Genomic DNA, 18,467 nt, shown 5'->3' on the forward strand with positions numbered 1-18,467 from the left:
GGCGGGCTGCATGCTGTCGAGCAGGGGGTCACGCGGCGAGGAGCAGGCGTTCCCCCGGATAGGGCCAGGCGGCGGCGAAGGATCCGGCGAGAGCGCGTGAGCATCCGGTCCCTGCAGACGCAGCGACCCCGGGAGCCTTACAGCGGAGGTGGGAGACCGGCCGACCAGCACCGCAACGGGTGACCTCCGCGCAGGAAAGCACCTCGGACCGTTCCCCCCCGCCGTTCTGCTGGAAGGAAGGCGACTCGGACCGTTCCCCCTCGACGTTCTGCTGGAAGGAAGACGACTCGGACCGTTCCCCCTCGACGTTCTGCTGGAAGGAAGACGACTCGGAGCGTTCCCCCCCGCCGTTCTGCTGGAAGGAAGACGACTCGGAGCGTTCCCCCCCGCCGTTCTGCTGGAAGAAAAGCTCCTCGGAGCGCTCCCCCCCGCCGTTCTGCTGGAAGGAAGGCGACTCGGAGCGTTCCCCTCCGCCGTTCTGCTGGAAGAAAAGCTCCTCGGAGCGCTCCCCCCCGCCGTTCTGCTGGAAGGAAGGCGACTCGGACCGTTCCGATCTGTCTTCCTTCACAAGGAAAGGTCATCCGGACCGTTCCGACCTCTCTTTCCTTCACCGAGAGAGGCGTTCCGGACCGCGCCTCGACCGTTCGGTGCGCTGCACCACCTCACCAGCCTGGGTCCTCCCGACAGCGATGCGCGGGAACAATCAGTATTTGAAAACCATTATCAATATGTCAAGGTGGAGGGATGGTGCAGGTGCGGTCGGTCGAGGCGCTGGAGCAGGTGGTGGGGTCGCGTCCCCTGGGGGTGATGATGAAATCCCTGGACGCGCTCGACAGGCACTGCGTCCGGTTGCTCGCGCTCTCCCCCTTCGCGGTGGTCGGCTACGCGGACGCAGAGGGCCGCGCGCGGGCGATGGCGGTGGGAGGGACGCCGGGGTTCGCGAAGGTCGCGGGCGGCACGCTGCGCATCACGCTCCATCAGCCCGCGGCGGTCGCCTCGAACGTCGGCTGCGGGCTTCTTTTTTTCATCCCCGGGCTCGGGGAGACACTGCGCGTGAATGGAAGGGGAAACGTCGAGGGTGACACCCTGATCGTCACCGTCGAGGAAGCCTTCGCCCACTGTGCCAAGGCGCTCCTGCGCTCCTCGTTCTGGGCCGCGCCCCCGAAGGAGCCGCCGCCCGCGCCGGTGCCGCCGCTGGCCGTGAGCGCGGTGCAGGCAGGGCCGCTCGCCGATCCGGAGGTGCTGGCGTGGATCGCGCGCACGCCGTTCGTCGTGCTCACCTCGTGGGACGCGGGAGGGCTCGCGGACGCCAGCCCCAAGGGAGATCCGGTGGGCTTTCTGCGCCTCCAGGGAGGGCGCCTATTGGTCCCGGATCGGCCGGGCAACCGGCGTACCGACACCTTCCACAACGTGATCGAGCAGCCGCGCCTCGCGATGCTGGCGCTCGTGCCCGGCGAGGAGCGCGCCCTGGAGATCTCGGCAGAAGGATCCTTCACCACCGAGCCGGCCTTGCTCGCGTCCATGGCGGTGGCTGGCAAGACGCCGAAGATCGCCCTGGTGCTCGATCCGAAGGAGGCGCGCCTCGCGCCCGCGCCTGCACTTGCCGCAGCGAAGCTCTGGGATGCGTCACGCCACGTGCCGGCGGCGGAGCTGCCCAGCATGGCCGAGGTGTTCATCGACCACGTGAAGCAGAACCGGCAGCGCGGGGCTGGCGCAGCCGTGGTGCGCGCGCTGGCGTCGAAGCGGGTGATGGGCTGGGCGCTCGCGAAGGACTACGAGAAGAACCAGTACTGAGGCGCGACGCCCTCACGTCTCGGCGGTGGCGTAGCGCGCGAGGGGGCTGCGCATGTCGTTCTTGATGTTCCGGAGGATGTCGTCGAAGAACGCCTCCCACCCGGGATCCTCGGTGGCCTTCAGCGTCCGGCGCGCGCCGAAGCACGCGGCCTCGTAGTCGGGGCCGCGGGGGGTGAGGCTCACGGAGAGCTCGTAGGCGTCCTCGTCCCGGCTGATGGTGAGGCGGAAGCCGCCGACCATGTGGCCGTCCTTGTCGCGCACGTACTTGCTGCTCGTTACCTTCGCCTCCGCGGCGAAGGGCTTGAGGTCCTTGATGTGGAACGCGCCCTCGGGCGCGCCGAGGTACTGCTCCAGCGCCTTCAGGAGCGCGTCGAGGAACTTCACCTCCAGGGCTTCCTTCTCCGCCAGCGTGGCGACCACTTCGTAACGGGTGTCGACCAGCTCCTTGTGCCTGCTCATGGAGGGGCGATGATTGAACGACCCCCCGCGGCCTTCAAGGCGGAAAGGTGGATCATGTCCCGAGGGGCGCAGGCTCACCCTGGCACAGCGTCTTGGACGCAGATTTCGCCCTGGATCTACAGGAAGTCGACGCGTAGATCACACGGGGGGCGTGGCTCCCGGGGCGCGCGGGGAGTGGCCCTGTTCTTGCGAATGTCGAATGTGCGAGTGGGGGCGGGGAGTTCAGAGCGCAGCGGCAGGCGTCCTTCGCGACAGCGCCGCCGCGGCACAGCACAGAGGGCTTCACAGATGCGCACCTTCGGTTTGCTTGCAGGATCCTTGCTCTTCCTCGCCGGTACGCTCCACGCGCCCGACGCGGAGGCGTGCGTGCCGCTCCCTCCCGGGGTTTACGGCACCTTGCCCGACGCCACGACGGCCACCTGGCCCGTGAACGCGCCGCTCTCGTTCTACAACATCGGCGCGCTGCCGAGCGATGCCTCGGGCCCGCTCCACCACGAGGTCACCGTGGATGGCACGCCGGCCACGCTCGTGGAGGTCGCGGCCGATCCGCAGATCATGCGCTACCACATCCGGGCGCGCATCTCGCCCGAACCCGTTCCGGGACAGGAGGTGCACATCTCCGGGACGTTCTGCCCGCCCGAGGATCAATGCCCGGAGGTGGATCTGCGCTTCACGGTGGGGGAGATGGACGAGGTGGCCCCGGAAGGGACGCCGTCCGTGTGGTTCGACCTGTACGACCATGCGGACGAAGAGCCGGACAACAACTGCGTCGAGGCGCGGGCGTTCACCTGGAAGGCGCACGTGGAGATGCCGCCCCAGGCCGCGGGTGAGGGGCCGCTCCTGTACAACATCGTCGCGCTCCGTCGCGACGAGGCCAACGGCGGGCAGCTCGTTCCCTTCAGGCAGTGGCTCCACGAGGTGCCCGAAGCCACGGCGAGCGGCGGGATCGAGGAGACCTTCACCCTGGAGGGCGGCGTCGGGCTCGCGATCCCGGACCTGGCCGAGGGCTTCTGCTTGCAGGTCTCGGTCAGCGACGAGGCGCGCAACTGGGGGGAGGAGCCGACCACGGTCTGCGCGCCCTGCCACTTCCGGCAAGACGACGCGCCCTACAGCGAGGGGGCCACGTTCAGCGACGCCAACCTTTACCTGGGGGGGCTCTGCGCGGACGGGCACGTGGTCACCGAGGAAGACGAGGTCCCGCCGGACGAGGTCCCGAGCGACGGCTGCCAGATGGGTGCGAGCGCGGGCGCGGCGGGCGCGGGAGGCAGCGGGCTGTGGCTGGGGGCGCTGCCCTTCGCGGCCTGGCTGGCGCGGAGGCGGCGCGCCGCGCGCAGGACGACGTGAAGGGTGATCGCGGTCTCGCCAGTGCGGACCGCTCCGTGTCTCAAGGATCTGGAGGATTGTTCATGCGTGCTCGGAAGCTGGCTGTCTCTTCGCTGCTCACCCTCGGCCTCTTCGCGGCGGCGCCGGCCGCGGAGGCGTGCACCTACGTCACGGGTGTGCTCGGGCTCTCACCGAGCGAGGAAGTCTCGACCTGGCCCGAGGGCACGCCGATCTACATCCTCGCGGTCGATGAGGTGACGCTGGAGAGCGGGGGAGCGCCCCTCTACGAGGTGACCGTCGACGGTGAGCCGGCGTCGCTCGTGCTGGCCGATAACGCGACTCCGACGTCGTGGGACAAGGTCAAGGTGCAGGTCGAGCCGCTCCCCGTGGCGGGGCAGGTGGTCGACCTCCGGGGCACCTTCTGCGAGGGCTGCACCGAGGAGTTCGCGAGGCACTTCACCGTCGGTCCAGCGGACACCGAGGGGCCCGCGGGCGAGGCGCCGTGGCTCTGGTTCGACCTCCACGATCACTCCGACGAGATGTTCCCGACCAACTGTGGAGGTTACGCGGGAGAGCCGTTCACGTGGTCGTTCCACGTGGAGGGGCTCCCGCCCTACTCGGAGGAGAGCCCGTACATCTACACGCTCACCGCCTTCAGGAGCGATGATCTCACCACGGAGGTGACGCGCTGGAACTTCACGCCGTGGGACACCACCATGGATGTTCCCCTCGGGGGCGAGGACACGCTCGTGGTGAGCGATCTGCCGGAGGCCTACTGCTTCCGCGTGGACACCTTCGATCTCGCAGGCAACCCGGGGCCCTCGTCGAACGTGGCGTGCGCGCCCTGCCACTACCGCGTGGACAACAGCGTGGATTACCCGGTGGAGTCGTTCAAAGCATGGGAGATTTACCCGGGCGGCGCGTGCGCGGACGGGGCGGTGAACCCGGGAGGCCCGGAAGCGTGCGCCACGGCCGACTGCGCGGGGGCCAGCGGGGACGACCCGATCCGGATCGAGGGGTGCCAGTGCAGCACAGGGGTCGGCGCTGCGGCGACAGGCAGCGGGATGGCCTGGCTGGGAGCGCTGCCCTTCGCGGCGTGGCTGGCGCGACGCCGGAGGAGCGAGGGACGCCGCGCGCGGTGAAGGGCAAGGGCGCGCCGCCAGGGAGGGGCGCGCAGGGGGAGCGATGCGGGGAGCGATGCGGGGAGCGATGCGGGGTGATCGCACCGATCGCCCCGAGGGCGCGGCGGGACAGTAGGGGGTGATCCAGGAGATCACCCCCGCTGGCGCGCTGCCGTCGGCCTCGGGAGAGGGTCTTCTGCGTTCAGTACGCCGGGTTTTCGCCGCGCTGCGGCGTTGCAGCGCGCCACGTAGGCCACGGGCGCGGGTGATCGGACAGATCACCCCCCGGCCCAGCGCAGGGGGCGCGGCGGGCGGCCGGATTTCCCGTGATGTAGGCCTGACACGCACGTTGGAGGTGCGTGGTACGGCGCCTGCAATGGGGGGAGGTACGGGCGGAGAGGCAGAGCGCGGCGGGTGCTGCGCGCCGGAACCGCGAGGAGACGATCATGATCCGTGAGATCGCATGGGGTGGCGTGTGGCTGGGTGGTCTGTCGCTGCTGCTGACCGGGTGTGTCGTCGCCGACGAGACGGCCATCGAGGAGGAGAGCGAGGACGAGTCGGTCGCGGTCATCGTGTCGAACGTCACGGAAGGCGATTACGTGATCCGGTCGGTGGCGACCGGCAAATGTCTCGACATCGCCTCGTCGAACACGGCCAATGGCGGGCGGGTGCAATCGTGGACCTGCAACGGGACGAACGCGCAGAAGTTCCACGTGTCGCCGACGGGTGACGGGTTCTTCAAGATCGTGAACGTGAACAGCAACAAGGCGCTCGACGTGAAGGAAGTGAGCACCGCGGCGAACGCCGAGGTCCAGCAGTGGGAGTACGGCGGCGGGGCGAACCAGCAGTGGCGGTTCGTGAACCGCGGGGGCGTCGAGATGAGCATCCAGGTGCGGCACACGGACATGGCGCTGGACCTGTACTGGGGCAACGCGGCCGACGGGACGGCGATCCTGCAGTATCCCTACCAGGGGACCTCGAACCAGCGGTGGACGCTCGACAAGATCAGCGGGGGCGGGGGTGGCGGGAGCAATCCGCCGGCCAATGGCAAGCGACAGCTCAGCATCCGCAATCAGTGCGGGCACCCCATCTGGATCGCACACTCGAACAACGTGCAGGCGGAGCAGAACAAGCGGCTGAACACGGGGGAGTCGTTCGTGTACGACGTGCCCGACGGGGGCATCAACGCGACGCGCTTCTGGCCGAAGACGGGGTGCAATGCGAGCGGGCTGAATTGCACCATCGGCGACAGCGTGGCGCCGTGCCCCTCGGGGGGGTGCCAGCCGCCCATCGAGTCGAAGTTCGAGGCGACGTTCGCGCCGAAGGGCGGCGCGGAGCAGACCTGGTACAACCTGAGCCAGGTGGACGGGTACACGCTGCCGTTCAAGGTGGTGCCGCAGGGCCAGGGGGCGGAGGCGGGGAGCTGCGTGACCTCGGACTGCTCGGGGCTGTCGCTCGCGCAATGCCCGAGCGGGGAGTACATCCAGGGCTACGGGGACCAGGATCTGCGGGTGCGGGACGGGTCCGGGAACGTGATCGGGTGCATGGCGCCCTGCAAGAAGTGGAATTACCCGGCGCCCTGGGGGCTCGGGCGGCCGGAGCACCAGGATCCGGGGCTGCACCTGTGCTGCCCGACGCCCATCGATCCGGCGACGGGGCAATGCACGGTGCAGAATGCCTGCATGTCGCCGAATGCGTGCAGCAATGCCGGGGACCCGCAGAGCGTGGTGCACACCGATTACGTGAAGGCGATGCAGCAGATGTGCCCCTCGGCGTACAGCTATGCGTACGACGACGCGGCGGGGCTGCATGCGTGCCCGTCGACGACGAGCTTCGAGGTGACGTTCTGCCCGTGAGGGTGGGGCGGCCGCGGCGCCTCCGGTGAGCTTGGCGCGCTGGGGCGTCGGGCGCGCCGAGTTCCTGAAGGCGACGGACGTCAGGCCCGAAGCGGCAAGGCGTGGTGGCACTCTCGGGTGGTTCGCGGGGTGGGGGGCCCCGGCGAGCTTTGCTCGGCGGGGGCGGGGGCGCGAGCCCCTGCCGCTGGATCAAGGACACCCGCTGCTGACTTCCAGGGCGTCGTAGGCCATCCAGCCGTTCCGCTTGGTGCCGGTGGCGGCGATGACGTAGCCGTAGATGAACTTCATGGTGCCCGACTGCTTGCGGTAGCGGCCGACGCTGTCCTCGATCCAGAGCGGGATGTCGATGGAGGGGGCGCCGCCGTCGGTGGGGACGTCGAGGCGGCGGAACTTGGTGCCGGCAGGGAAGTGGTCGATGGCGGGGCCGCCGAGGCCGAAGCCGGGGACGTTGAAGGCGAGGTTCGCGGAGCGGACGCCGTTGGCGCGCACGAGGGGGAGGTAGTCGCCAGCGCGCTCGTGGGTGGCGTCGCTGTCGTAGACGACCTTCTTCAGCTCCAGGGTGGTGTCGTGCGAATTGCGGATGGCGTAGCAGGCCATCTCGGCGAGGCCGACGCCCTTGGCCGAGACGTGGCCGACCTTGCCCTCGAAGGAGGTGGCGCCGAGGATGCTGGAGAGGGGCATCCAGCCGGCGCTGCTGTTCGAGGTGGAGACGGAGAGGACGTACTTCTCGCCAGCGAACTCGCGCATCTGGCCGTGGTTGAAGGTGGAGCGGGTGCGGTTCGAGGTGCCGACCACGGTGCCGTGGCCGTTGCGGATGGGAACGCCGGTGATGAGGCCCCAGGAGTCGTCGTCGTCGGGGTCGTTGGTCTCGACGCGGTTGCCGCCATCGACGCGGAGCTTGCAGTTGTAAGGGCTCGCGGTGCACGCGCCGCCGTTGACGCCAGCGTAGAGGGCGTGCTCCGCGGTGCCCACGCGCTCCACGTCGGAGGCCTCGTCGGCGACATCGGTGACGTCGGCGTCATCGCCGAGATCTTCCGCGGTGGGATCGATCTCGGCGAGGCAAGCCGAGGACAGGAGGGCCACGAGTCCGAGAGGCAGAAAGGTGATGCGCATGGTCGGGATCGAGCGGGTGGGCCGGCGAGGCGTCAATGCGATCCGCGGGCAGCGTATTCGTGCGGGGATGTGGATCGTTCAGGGCTGGAAGCGGCGCAGGCGGAGGGAGTTCAAGATGACGGAGACGCTGGACAGCGACATGGCGGCGCTGGCGAGGACCGGGGAGAGGAGCCAGCCGGTCCAGGGGTAGAGGGCGCCGGCAGCGATGGGGATGCCGAGGGTGTTGTAGACGAAGGCGAAGAAGAGGTTCTGGCGGATGGTGGCGAGCGTCCTGCGGGAGAGGCGCAGGGTGAGGGGGACGCCGAGGATGCCGCCGCGGAGGATGGCGACGTCGGCGGCCTCGACGGCGATGTCGGCGCCGGTGCCGATGGCGATGCCGACGTCGGCCGAGGCCAGGGCGGGGGCGTCGTTCACGCCGTCGCCGACCATGGCGACGCGACGGCCGGAGCGGCGGGCATCGGCGAGGATGCGGGCCTTGTCGGCGGGTCGCAGGGCGGCGTGCACCTGGGTGACGCCAAGCTCGCTGGCGATGGCGCGGGCGGTGGCCTCGCGATCGCCGGTGAGGATGGCGACGTCGACGCCGAGCGCGGAGAGCTGCGCGAGGGCCTCCCTGGCAGAGGGGGCGGGGCGATCGGAGACGGCGACGAGGCCGGCAAGGCAGCCGTCGAGGGCGACGAAGGAGGGGGTGCGGCCGGCGTGGGCCAGGCGGGAGGCGTCGGGTTCGAGGGGCTCGGGGTCGATGCCGGCGTGGGCGAGGTGGTCGCGGGTGCCGATGCGCACGGTGCGGTCGCCGATGCGGGCCTCGATGCCGTGGCCGGCCTCGGCGCGCAGCGCGGTGGGGTGGTCGAGGGTGAGGCCGCGGCGCGCGGCGCCCTCGACGAGGGCATGGGCGATGGGGTGCTCGCTGCCGCGTTCGGCGGAGGCGACGAGGGCGAGGAGGGCGTCGTCGCCGAGGCCGGAGCGATCGAGGACGTCGGTCAGCTCGGGCTTGCCGGTGGTGAGGGTGCCGGTCTTGTCGAGGAGCACGAGGTCGATGCGGCTCGCGGCCTCGAGGGCGGCGCCGCCCTTGACGAGGATGCCGAGCTCCGCGCCGCGGCCGGTGCCCACGGCAACGGCGGCGGGGGTGGCGAGGCCGAGGGCGCAGGGGCAGGCGATGACGAGCACGGCGACGAAGCGTTCGAGGGCGGTGGCGAGGGCGTCGTCGCCCGGGGAAAGCCAGAGCCAGGCGCCGAAGCTCGCGAGGGCGATGCCGACCACGACGGGGACGAAGACGCTGGCGACGACGTCGGCGAGGCGGGCGATGGGGGCGCGCTCGCCCTGGGCCTCCTCGACGGCGCGGGTGATGCGGGCGAGCGCGGTGCCCTCGCCGGTGGAGGTGACGCGGACGGTGAGGGCGCCGCTCGCGTTGAGGGTGCCGGCAGAGACGGCGCTGCCAGGGGCCTTGTCGACGGGGAGGCTCTCGCCGGTGAGCAGCGACTCGTCGACGCCGGAGGTGCCGCGGACGACCTCGCCGTCGGCGGGGATGCGCTCGCCGGGGCGCACGAGGATCAGGTCGCCAGGGGAGAGGTCGGCGACAGGGACGTCTTCCTCGGAGGAGGGCGAGGAGGGCGAGGAGGGCGAGGAGGGCGACGGGCGCGCGGGGTGTGAAGGGGTTGTGGGGTGGGACTCGTCCAGGAGGCGGCGGGCGGTTCGCGGCTGGAGGGCGACGAGGCCGCGCACGGCGTCGCCGAGGCGGGCGCGGGAGCGGCCTTCGAGGAGGCGCCCGAGGAGGACGAAGGAGAGGATGGCCGCGGCAGCCTCGAAGTAGAGGTGCGGGGGGTGGCCGTGGGCCGCGTGGGGGAAGAGCTGGGGGGCGACGACGCCGAGGGTCGAGTAGAGGTACGCCGCGCCCGCGCCGAGGGCGACGAGGGTGTTCATGTCGGCCGAGCGACGGCGGAGGGCCTTTCCGGCGAGGTGGAAGAAGCGGCGGCCAGGGCCGAGGACCACGGGCGTGGCGAGGCCGAGCTGGAGCCAGCGGCCGAAGGGGCCGTCGAGGCCGGGGATGGCGCCGTGGGACATGGCGACGGCGAGGAGGGGGACGGTGAAGGCTGCCGCGAGGATCACGTCGCGCCGGAGGCGGTGGTGCTCGCGGAGGTCGGCCTCGCGCAGGGCCTCGGCCTGGCGGGCGGGGTCGCGGGAGACGTCGCGGAGGGCGTCGGTACTCTGCGCAGCGGTGCCTTGCGCGCCCTTGAGCGTGGGGGCCGCCGGGGCGTCGTCGCCAGCGCCTCCCGGCACCTCGTAGCCGGCTTCCTCGATGGCCTCGACCAGGGCTCCGACGGTGGCCGCCGCCGGGTCGAAGGTGACCGTGGCGCGCTGGGTGACGAGGTTGGCGGTCGCTTCCTGCACGCCAGGGACGCCGCGCAGGGCGCGCTCGACGTGGCGCACGCAGCTCGCGCAGGTCATGCCGCGGACGGGCAGGTCGCGCCGCGCTGCGGGGTCGCGCGGTGTGCCGCCCGGTGCGCTGCCGGATGCGCCGCCTGATGCGCCGCCTGATGCGCGTTCCACACTGGCGTCGGCCGTCGTCATGCCTGCTCCGTCGTCATGTCTGCATCCCTGAACCCGTGGTCCCTGCGGAGGTCTGCGGGGGCCGTGCGGCGCGGTCCACCGGCACGATGCACCCGCTGGCCCGCGCCTCCCGCTGACGCACGCAGGCTTCGTCCCTTACATGGCCGCGGGGAGCATGCCAGTATCGGCGCGAGGAGATGGACATGGGTGAAACGATATCCTTCGAAGTCTCGGGCATGACCTGCCAGAACTGCGTGCGCCACGTGGGCACGGCGCTGCGCAAGATCCCGGGCGTGCGCGACGTGGAGGTGAACCTCGACCAGGGGACCGCGCGGGTGATGCTCGCCGAGGGGAAGGCGGGGGAAGCGACGGCCGGGGCGATGCTCGCGGCCATCCAGGACGCGGGGTACGAGGCGAAGGTGCTGTGAGCAGGGGCTGCACGAAGGAGCTGTAAGAAGCGCGCGGCGCGCGCGTCAGCGAGGATCATGCAAGACCTCTCTCCCGACAAGGCACGCACCGCGGCCGTCTTCAGCGCCGCCGCGGACCACTTCGATGCCCCTCCGCTCGCGTTCTGGGCACGCATCGGCGCGCGGACGGTGGACCGGATCCAGCTCGTGCCCGGGCAGCGGGTGCTCGACGTCTGCTGCGGGACGGGGGCGTCGGCGCTGCCCGCGGCACAGGCGGTGGGGCCCGCGGGGTCGGTGCTCGGGGTGGATCTCGCCGAGCCGCTGCTCGCGCGCGGCAGGGAGAAGGCGCGGGCGCTGGGGCTCGCGAACGTGGAGCTCCGCTGTGCCGACGTGGAGGCGCTGGAGGAGCCGGAGGGGTCGTTCGACGCGGTGGTGTGCGTGTTCGGAATCTTCTTCTTCCCGGACATGGAAGCCGCTGCGCGCAGGCTGTGGCGCTGGGTGAAGCCCGGGGGGGTCCTGGCCATCACCACCTGGGGACACGACGTGATGGCGCCAGGGGACGGAATCTTCTGGCAAGCCGTCGGGGCCCGTCGTCCCGAGCTGGTGAAGACCTCACGGCCGTGGGATCGCATCGCCACGCCGACCACGCTCGGTGACTTCCTCGTCGGTGCCGGCGTTGCGGAGCCGACGCCGACCATCGAGGCCGAGACGTCTGCCCAGAAGCTGGAGGCGCCAGAAGACCTGTGGACCATCGCGCTGGGCTCGGGTTACCGGGGCACCATCGATCAGCTCGACGAGGCGTCCCGGGAGGCCGTGAGGCAGGAGACGGTCGGCGCGCTCCGCGCACAGGGTGTGCAGACGGCGCAGACCAACGTGATGTACGCGCTGGCACGCAAGGGTCGGGAAGTCTTGCCCGAGGCGTCGCGCGAGAACGGCTGACGGCCCCTGGATGTGAGCCAGCACGGGCGATGACCGTTTCGTGACACGTGGAGGGCTAAAGGTTCGCTGGGCCGGAGCCGTAGTGGTGAGCGAGGGGGAGAGGCGGGGGAGGTTACGGGGGAGAGCGCGCGGGTGCGGAGGCGCCATGCACGGTGGCGTCCCGGATGCGGGGATACGTCGGAGATGCATGGGGCGTGCGGGACGTTGCGCCCTCGGACGAGGCGCCCGGAAGTGTCCCGGAGGCATGTGGGCACCCTCTCCATCTGCCCGCAAGCCTTGAGGATCGGGTAGCCTCGGGGGCTGCTCTGGCCCTCGTCGAGGCCCCTTCGTCCTTGTTCCGCAGTCGAGGAACGCTCCTTCATGGCACGCCTGAAACACTGGACTCTTCTCCTCACCACCTCCATCGCCGCCGCGGCGCTCGCGGCAGCCTGCGGGAGCAGCGGCGACGGCAGCGCGGATGGCAGCAGCAACACCCCCACCGGCGACGCTGGCGGCCCCCCGGGCACCGGCGGCGCGGGCGGAGACCTCTTCGGGTCGACCAGCTCCGGCGCCCAGTCGGTGCTCACCATCTCCCCGCAGGATCCGGTGCTGGAGGTCGAGGGGACGCCGGAGAGCCTGCAGTTCCAGGCGGCGTTCGGCGACGGGTCGCCCGCGAACAACGTGGCCTGGGAGGTGAGCGACATCGTGCTCGGGACGATGGACGACACGGGCACGCTGACCGCGAAGGGGCTCATCGCAGGCGTGGCCACGGTGACCGCGCGGACCGGCACGCTCACGGCCACCACCACGGTGACGGTGAGGGTGCGCATCGTGGACAACGCGGGCGGGATCTCCGCCGATGATCAGGTCGATCTGCAGAACGGCGGCAGCGCCGATCCCGATCTGCGCTTCCTCTACCCGTACGACAACACGGTCTTCCCGCGCGGCCTGCGCGCGCCGGACCTGCAGCTCGGCGGCGCTCCCGCGAGCGCGACGTACGTGCGCATCACCCAGCCCAACTTCTCGTACGAGGGCTTCTTCGGGCCGTCGAGCCCGACGCGGGTGGCGCTCAGCCAGGAGATGTGGCGCGCGGTCACGCTGAGCGCGACCGCGAACGATCCGGTGACGGTGGAGGTGACCACGCTGTCGGGGGCCGGCATCACCGGACCGGTGACGGAGACGTGGCGCGTCGCGCAAGGCGACCTCAAGGGGGTCATCTACTACAACACCTACAAGTCGGCGCAGACCAGCACCGGGGCGGTGATGCGGGTGCGGCCCAACGTCAACGCGGAGGTGTTCATCGGGGGCTGCACGGTGTGCCACTCGGTGAGCGCCAACGGCAACGTGCTCGCCGCGGGGGTCAACTGGGGGGACGCGGGCAACCCGCTGGACAGCGCCACGTTCAACCTGCTCGCCGACGGGACGTACACGACGCGCGAGCTGTCCTCCGAGGGGCGAAAGATGTCGTTCGGCGGGCTGACCCCGAACGGCGACATGATGCTGAGCAGCGGCGTCCCCGCGGGCTCGCCCGTGCGTGGGCTGGCGGGTCCCCTGCCCTCGCGGCTCTACGACACCGCGTCGGGCAACGAGATCGCGGCGCCGAGCTTCACGAACGCGGTCCAGTACGCCCTCACCCCGGCCTTCTCGCCGAACAACGCCCGGGTTGCGTTCACGCAGTACGAGCAGGGGATCAACGCGCTCCGGATGATGGACTTCAACCCCGCGGCGGCGCCGCCGGAGTTCACCAACCTGCAGACGCTGGCGACGTCGGCGCGCGCGGTGGCAGGGTGGCCGAGCTTCCTGCCCGATGCGGCGGCGGTGGTCTTCCACGACGGCGACGCCTTCGACACCAACAACGGCAACGGCGGGGCGCGCTACGCCGAGCTGCGCCTCGTGGACGTGGTGACCAAGGCCGTCTCCGGGCTGAACCTGCTGAACGGGCGCGACGCCGCGGGCGCCAACACCCTGCCGTACGGTGAGGGCGAGGAACTCAACATGAACTACGAGCCCACGGTGCTGCCGGTGGCGGTCGGCGGTTACTACTGGGTGGTGTTCACCAGCCGGCGCGCGTACGGGAACACCATCGCCCCCGGCGGCACGGTGCCCGGCGGGAGCGACAAGTGGGGCACGAACGGGCCCCAGGGCGAGGTCCCGAGCGTGCGCAAGAAGCTCTGGATCGCGGCCATCAACATCAACTACCAGAACCAGCCAGACCCGAGCCACCCGGCGTTCTACCTGGGCGAGCAGGAGCTGGAAGCCGGCAACATGCGGGCGTTCATGGCACTCGATCCCTGCAAAGACGAGGGGGGCACCTGCGAGTCCGGCGCGGAGTGCTGCAACGGGCTCTTCTGCCGGCAGACCGGCGACGTGAACGACAACGGCGAGCCCATCACCGCGTGCGTCCCGCCGCAGACCGGCGAGTGCGCGAACATCGACGAGACCTGCGAGACGGCCGCCGATTGCTGCGACACGACCGCGCTCTGCATCAACAACCGCTGCGCCGTCCCCCCGCCCCAGTAAGCGCTCCCAGGGCCGCCGTTGCAGGCACCTGCCGCGGCCCACTGCGCTCCCGGTCTGTTAAGGTACGCCGCCATGGACGACGATTTCCGGAAAGCGGCGCTGGATTACCACCGCTTGCCCAGGCCGGGGAAGCTGCAGATCGAGCCCACGAAGCGGATGGCGACGCAGCGCGACCTGGCGCTGGCGTACTCGCCGGGGGTGGCGGCAGCTTGCGAGGCCATCAAGGAAGACCCGCGCACGGCGCGCGACTACACGGCGCGCGGCAACCTCGTGGCGGTGATCACGAACGGGACGGCGGTGCTCGGGCTCGGCAACATCGGGGCGCTCGCCGGCAAGCCGGTGATGGAGGGCAAGGCCGTCCTCTTCAAGAAGTTCGCGGGCATCGACGTGTTCGACATCGAGGTGGACGCGCAAGATCCCGATCGCTTCTGCGACGTGGTCGCCGCGCTGGAGCCGACCTTCGGCGCCATCAACCTGGAGGACGTCAAGGCGCCCGACTGCTTCGTCATCGAGCGCAAGCTGCGGGAGCGGATGCGCATCCCCGTCTTCCACGACGACCAGCACGGGACGGCGATCATCGTCGCCGCCGCGGTCCTGAACGGGCTGATGATCCAGGGCAAGCAGCTCGCAGACGTCAAGCTGGTGACCTCCGGCGCAGGTGCGGCGGCGCTGTCCTGCGTGGATCTCCTGGTGGCCCTGGGCCTCGACCCGAAGAACGTGACGCTCACCGACATCAAGGGGGTGGTCTACGCGGGGCGTGAGCCGGACATGCCGCCGAACATGGCCGCCTACGCGCGCGAGACCGAGGCCCGGGCCCTCTGCGACGTGCTCGCGGGGGCCGACGTGTTCCTCGGCCTCTCCGCGCCGCGGGTGCTCAAGGCAGAGTGGCTCCACCTGCTCGCCGACAAGCCCCTGGTGCTCGCGCTCGCCAACCCCGTGCCGGAGATCCTCCCCGAGGCCGTGCACGCGGCGCGCCCCGACGCCATCGTCGCCACCGGGCGCAGCGACTTCCCCAACCAGGTGAACAACGTTCTCTGCTTCCCCTTCATCTTCCGGGGGGCGCTCGATGCGGGCGCGACCACCATCAACCAGGCGATGGAGCTCGCCGCGGTGGAGGCCATCGCGGAGCTGGCGCGCGCGGAGGCGAGCGAGGTGGTGGCGGCGGCCTATGGCGGCGCCGCGCCGCTGTTCGGTCCGGAGTACATCATCCCCAAGCCCTTCGATCCGCGCCTCATCCTCCAGATCGCGCCCGCCGTGGCGCGCGCGGCCATGGAGAGCGGCGTCGCCGAGCGCCCCATCGAGGACTTCGCCGCGTACCGGCGGGAGCTCGAGCGGTTCGTGTTCCGCTCGGGTCAGCTCATGCGGCCGGTGTTCGAGGCGGCGAGGCAGGCGACGAAGCGGGTGGTCTACGCGGAGGGCGAGGACGATCGGGTGCTGCGCGCGGTGCAGATCGTGCTCGATGACGGCATCGCGGAGCCGGTGCTCATCGGACGCCGCGACGTCATCCGCGCGCGGGCGCGGACCCTGGGCCTGCGCCTCGACCTCGACAAGCGCGTCCAGCTCCTCGATCCCGGCCACGACCGCGAGACGTTCCAGGCGCTCGTCGTCCCTTACCAGCGCATCGTCGGCCGCCGCGGGGCGCCGCCGGATCTCGCCGAGCGGCGCGTCTTCAACCGCCCCAACGTGGCGGCGGCCATGCTGCTGCACGAGGGGAAGGTGGACGCGGCGATCTGCGGGGGCAACGGCGAGTGGAGCCGGCACATGTCCTACGTGCTGCCGATCGTGCCGCGGATGCCCGGCGTGGAGCGCATCTACGCGCTCTCCGCCCTGATCACCGGCTCCGGGACGCTGTTCTTCTGCGACACGCACGTGAACATCGATCCGACGGCCGAGCAGGTGGCCGAGATGACGCTGCTCGCCGCCGACGCCGTGCGCTCCTTCGGGATCACGCCCAAAGCGGCGCTCCTGTCGCACTCGTCGTTCGGCGCCAGCAGCGCGCCGCAGCCCCGCAAGATGCGCAAGGCGCTGGCCCTGATCCGCAAGCAGGCGCCAGACTTGGAGGTCGACGGCGAGATGCACGCCGACTCCGCCCTCTCCGAGGTGATCCGGAACCGCGCCGTGCCCGACAGCCGGATCTCCGGGACCGCGAACCTCCTGGTGATGCCCACCCTCGACGCCGCGAACATCGCGTTCAACCTGCTCAAGGTGGCCGCGGACGGGCTGCCGGTGGGGCCGCTCCTGCTCGGGACGGCGCTGCCCGTCCAGGTGCTGGTGCCGAGCGTGAGCGCGCGGGGCATCGTCAACGTGACGGCGCTGGCGGTGCAGGAGGCGCAGGCGAGACGCTCGTCGCCGCTGGCGGGGCCGTCCAGCGTGGCAGCAGACATGAGGATCCCTCACTGACCGACCGCAGCAAGCCCGGGGCGGCGCGTGGACGCATGCGCCGGCCAGGTCCACCACGAAGGATGAACCGAGATCATGGAAGCACTCCTCAAGTCCTTCGCGCTCGTGGCGGCCTCGGAGATGGGCGACAAGACCCAGCTCCTCGCGCTGGTGCTGGCGCTCCGCTACAAGCGGCCCTGGATCATCATGGCCGGCATCCTGGCCGCGACGATCCTGAACCACGGGCTCGCGTCGTGGGTCGGCGGCTACGTGTCGTCGCTCGTGTCACCCGACGTGCTGCGCTACACGCTGGCCGCGATCTTCGGGGCCTTCGCACTCTGGATCCTCATCCCGGACAAGGACGAGGACGGCCCGCAGAACGAGCGCTTCGGCCCTTTCCTGACCACGCTCGTGGCGTTCTTCCTCGCCGAGATGGGTGACAAGACGCAGCTCGCGACCGTGGCGCTCGGTGCCCGCTTCCAGGCGCCCGTGCTGGTGACCATCGGCACCACCCTGGGGATGCTCTTCGCAGACGGGCTCGCGGTGTTCTTCGGAGAGCGCCTGACGAAGCGCATCCCCATGAAGTGGGTGCGCATCTTCGCCGCCGTGCTCTTCGCGGCCTTCGGCGTCGGCATCCTCGTCGGGTTCTGAGCGCGGCAGCGATGGATCGCAGCGCGAAGAAGATCGGAGATTTCATCCGCAAGTTCTCGCGCAGGGCAGACGTGCGGGTGGTCACGTCCGAGCTGCGGCCGCCCGCGCCGGCAGAGGCGCTGGAGAGCGCGCGGGGGAAGATCCCGGGTGAGCTGCTCTCGTTCTACGCCGCGATGAACGGGGTGCACTTCGCCTGGGCCTTCGTCGAGCCGCCCGGCGGAGGGTGCATCCAGATCCCGCCACTCGACGCGCACCAGCGGTTCGCGACCGACGAGGTGCAGCACACCGCCTTCGGGGAGGGGCGCCGTTCCCTGCTGCTCGACTGCATCGAGCCGGAATGCGCGACGTGGTACCTGCTCGGCGGAGGGGGCGTTCCGGACGAGGCGGTGCTCTGGTTCTCGTCGTCGAGCGGGGTGAGCGGGGGGAGGCTCGTCGCGCGGTCGCTCGCGGAGTACGTCGACCTCGCCATCGCCCACGCCTGCGTGTCGTGGTGGCCAGCGCCGAGCGGGGACATCCCGGCATGGATCGCGCGGGCCCAGGCGGCCCCCGTGAAGCCTGGCCCGATCCGGATCGGCGCACGGATCGAGACTTCGTACTACAGCGAGCACGCGCGCGGGGTGGTGCAGGAGGTCCACCCGGTGTCGCTGCCCGAGCATTCCTTGCTGAGGAGCTACGGAGACCGCTACGCGCTCGTCGCGCTCGACGAAGGCGCGACAGCGTGGCTGCCCTTCACGTCGATCAAGGCCGTCCGTGCGAAGGATGTGTACGAGGAGGCCCTCACCCGCGGTGATGCGTTCTGGGAAGCGCTGGAGGCACTGCCGATGCTGGAGCGGATCGCCCAGGTGGCCCGCGCCATCGGGCCCGTGGAGGGGTACTCGGCGACGTGGGGCGGGCCCAGCAACACCCGCCGCGCGGCCGGGCTGCTCTCCCCGCTGTCTCTGGCGCGCACCGTGGAGCGGATCGCCACGCTCTTCGGCGACGCGGCGCGCGCCGTGCCGACGCTCGCGGAGCTGCACCCGCTGCCGAAAACAGGGGGCGAGTTCGCAGTGAGCGCGTGGAAGGCGCGGGGGTTTCGCTTCGTTCCGCGCGATGCACTGGACGGGCTGCTGTCGGGGTTTGCCCGCCGGATTTCGCGCGCCAGCGCCGCCGCCAGGGTCGCACCACGCGCGCTTCTTCCAGAGCACACGGAGGTGGCGCTCCGGTGGGTCCCGGGCCGCGCGCACCTCCAGGCATTGCTCGCGCAGGAAGGCCCCGCAGCGGCCCCCGAACTGCGCGTCGACGCGGAGAGCACGCGCGCGGAGCTGGGACTCCCCGGGGTCCACGGCGTCGGGCTCGGGAACGGGTTCTGAGCGGCAGCGGCGCGGCCCGCAGCGCGCCCTCGG

14 protein-coding genes are annotated in these 18,467 nt (G+C 71.0%); 10 read left to right on the forward strand and 4 right to left on the reverse strand.

The genetic code is table 11. From position 1 onward, the window contains the following. Positions 1–28: 28 nt before the first annotated feature. On the reverse strand, positions 29–568 hold the full coding sequence (locus CAP_RS51985; RefSeq protein WP_044237093.1) for a hypothetical protein: 540 nt from the start codon (positions 566–568) through the stop codon (positions 29–31). 176 nt (positions 569–744) lie between these two features. Between CAP_RS51985 and CAP_RS05930 the strand changes: the two genes are divergently transcribed. Then, entirely contained in the window at positions 745–1,794 is a 1,050-nt protein-coding gene (locus tag CAP_RS05930; protein WP_044237096.1) for a pyridoxamine 5'-phosphate oxidase family protein, read from the forward strand. Positions 1,795–1,806: 12 nt separating this feature from the next. Here the strand turns inward: CAP_RS05930 and CAP_RS05935 are convergent, their stop codons facing one another. Then, the gene (locus tag CAP_RS05935) at positions 1,807–2,253 is read right to left on the reverse strand and encodes a hypothetical protein (RefSeq protein WP_044237099.1); all 447 of its coding nucleotides are present in this window, start codon (positions 2,251–2,253) and stop codon (positions 1,807–1,809) included. Between the two features lie 288 nt (positions 2,254–2,541). On the opposite strand from CAP_RS05935, the gene CAP_RS43810 reads away from it, so the two are divergent. The 3 genes from CAP_RS43810 to CAP_RS43815 all read left to right on the forward strand — a co-directional run bounded on the left by CAP_RS43810 (position 2,542) and on the right by CAP_RS43815 (position 6,553). Then, positions 2,542–3,597, forward strand: coding sequence for a hypothetical protein (locus CAP_RS43810; RefSeq protein WP_156040527.1), 1,056 nt, complete (start codon positions 2,542–2,544; stop codon positions 3,595–3,597). Positions 3,598–3,659: 62 nt separating this feature from the next. Then, positions 3,660–4,718 (forward strand): hypothetical protein, encoded by a 1,059-nt coding sequence (locus CAP_RS05940; RefSeq protein ID WP_156040528.1) that lies wholly within the window; start codon positions 3,660–3,662, stop codon positions 4,716–4,718. A 425-nt stretch (positions 4,719–5,143) separates the two neighbouring features. Further along, complete coding sequence (locus CAP_RS43815; protein ID WP_052374264.1) at positions 5,144–6,553, forward strand: RICIN domain-containing protein; 1,410 nt, start codon at positions 5,144–5,146, stop codon at positions 6,551–6,553. Positions 6,554–6,742: 189 nt separating this feature from the next. On the opposite strand, the gene CAP_RS05950 is transcribed toward CAP_RS43815, so the two are convergent. Both CAP_RS05950 and CAP_RS05955 read right to left on the reverse strand, forming a co-directional pair. After that, positions 6,743–7,666, reverse strand: coding sequence for a hypothetical protein (locus tag CAP_RS05950; protein WP_044237105.1), 924 nt, complete (start codon positions 7,664–7,666; stop codon positions 6,743–6,745). 78 nt (positions 7,667–7,744) lie between these two features. Continuing rightward, positions 7,745–10,231 (reverse strand): heavy metal translocating P-type ATPase, encoded by a 2,487-nt coding sequence (locus CAP_RS05955; RefSeq protein ID WP_081864610.1) that lies wholly within the window; start codon positions 10,229–10,231, stop codon positions 7,745–7,747. A gap of 182 nt (positions 10,232–10,413) precedes the next feature. Here CAP_RS05955 and CAP_RS05960 point away from each other — a divergent pair, with 182 nt between their 5' ends. From CAP_RS05960 to CAP_RS05985, 6 genes are all read left to right on the forward strand, one after another. Then, positions 10,414–10,638 (forward strand): heavy-metal-associated domain-containing protein, encoded by a 225-nt coding sequence (locus CAP_RS05960; protein WP_044237371.1) that lies wholly within the window; start codon positions 10,414–10,416, stop codon positions 10,636–10,638. Between the two features lie 57 nt (positions 10,639–10,695). Beyond that, entirely contained in the window at positions 10,696–11,556 is an 861-nt protein-coding gene (locus CAP_RS05965; protein ID WP_044237107.1) for a class I SAM-dependent methyltransferase, read from the forward strand. A gap of 360 nt (positions 11,557–11,916) precedes the next feature. Next, positions 11,917–14,055 carry a TolB-like translocation protein gene (locus CAP_RS05970; RefSeq protein ID WP_044237110.1) on the forward strand — a complete coding sequence of 713 codons (2,139 nt, stop codon included), beginning with the start codon at positions 11,917–11,919 and terminating at the stop codon, positions 14,053–14,055. Between the two features lie 72 nt (positions 14,056–14,127). Then, positions 14,128–16,455 carry an NADP-dependent malic enzyme gene (locus CAP_RS05975; protein ID WP_044237112.1) on the forward strand — a complete coding sequence of 776 codons (2,328 nt, stop codon included), beginning with the start codon at positions 14,128–14,130 and terminating at the stop codon, positions 16,453–16,455. Between the two features lie 75 nt (positions 16,456–16,530). Beyond that, a complete protein-coding gene (locus tag CAP_RS05980) occupies positions 16,531–17,085 on the forward strand; it encodes a TMEM165/GDT1 family protein (RefSeq protein WP_044237114.1) in 555 nt (184 codons plus the stop codon). 11 nt (positions 17,086–17,096) lie between these two features. Then, on the forward strand, positions 17,097–18,434 hold the full coding sequence (locus tag CAP_RS05985; RefSeq protein ID WP_044237117.1) for a hypothetical protein: 1,338 nt from the start codon (positions 17,097–17,099) through the stop codon (positions 18,432–18,434). Positions 18,435–18,467: the final 33 nt, after the last annotated feature.

The sequence above is a fragment of the Chondromyces apiculatus DSM 436 genome, assembly GCF_000601485.1.
In the GTDB taxonomy this organism is placed as follows: domain Bacteria; phylum Myxococcota_A; class Polyangia; order Polyangiales; family Polyangiaceae; genus Chondromyces; species Chondromyces apiculatus.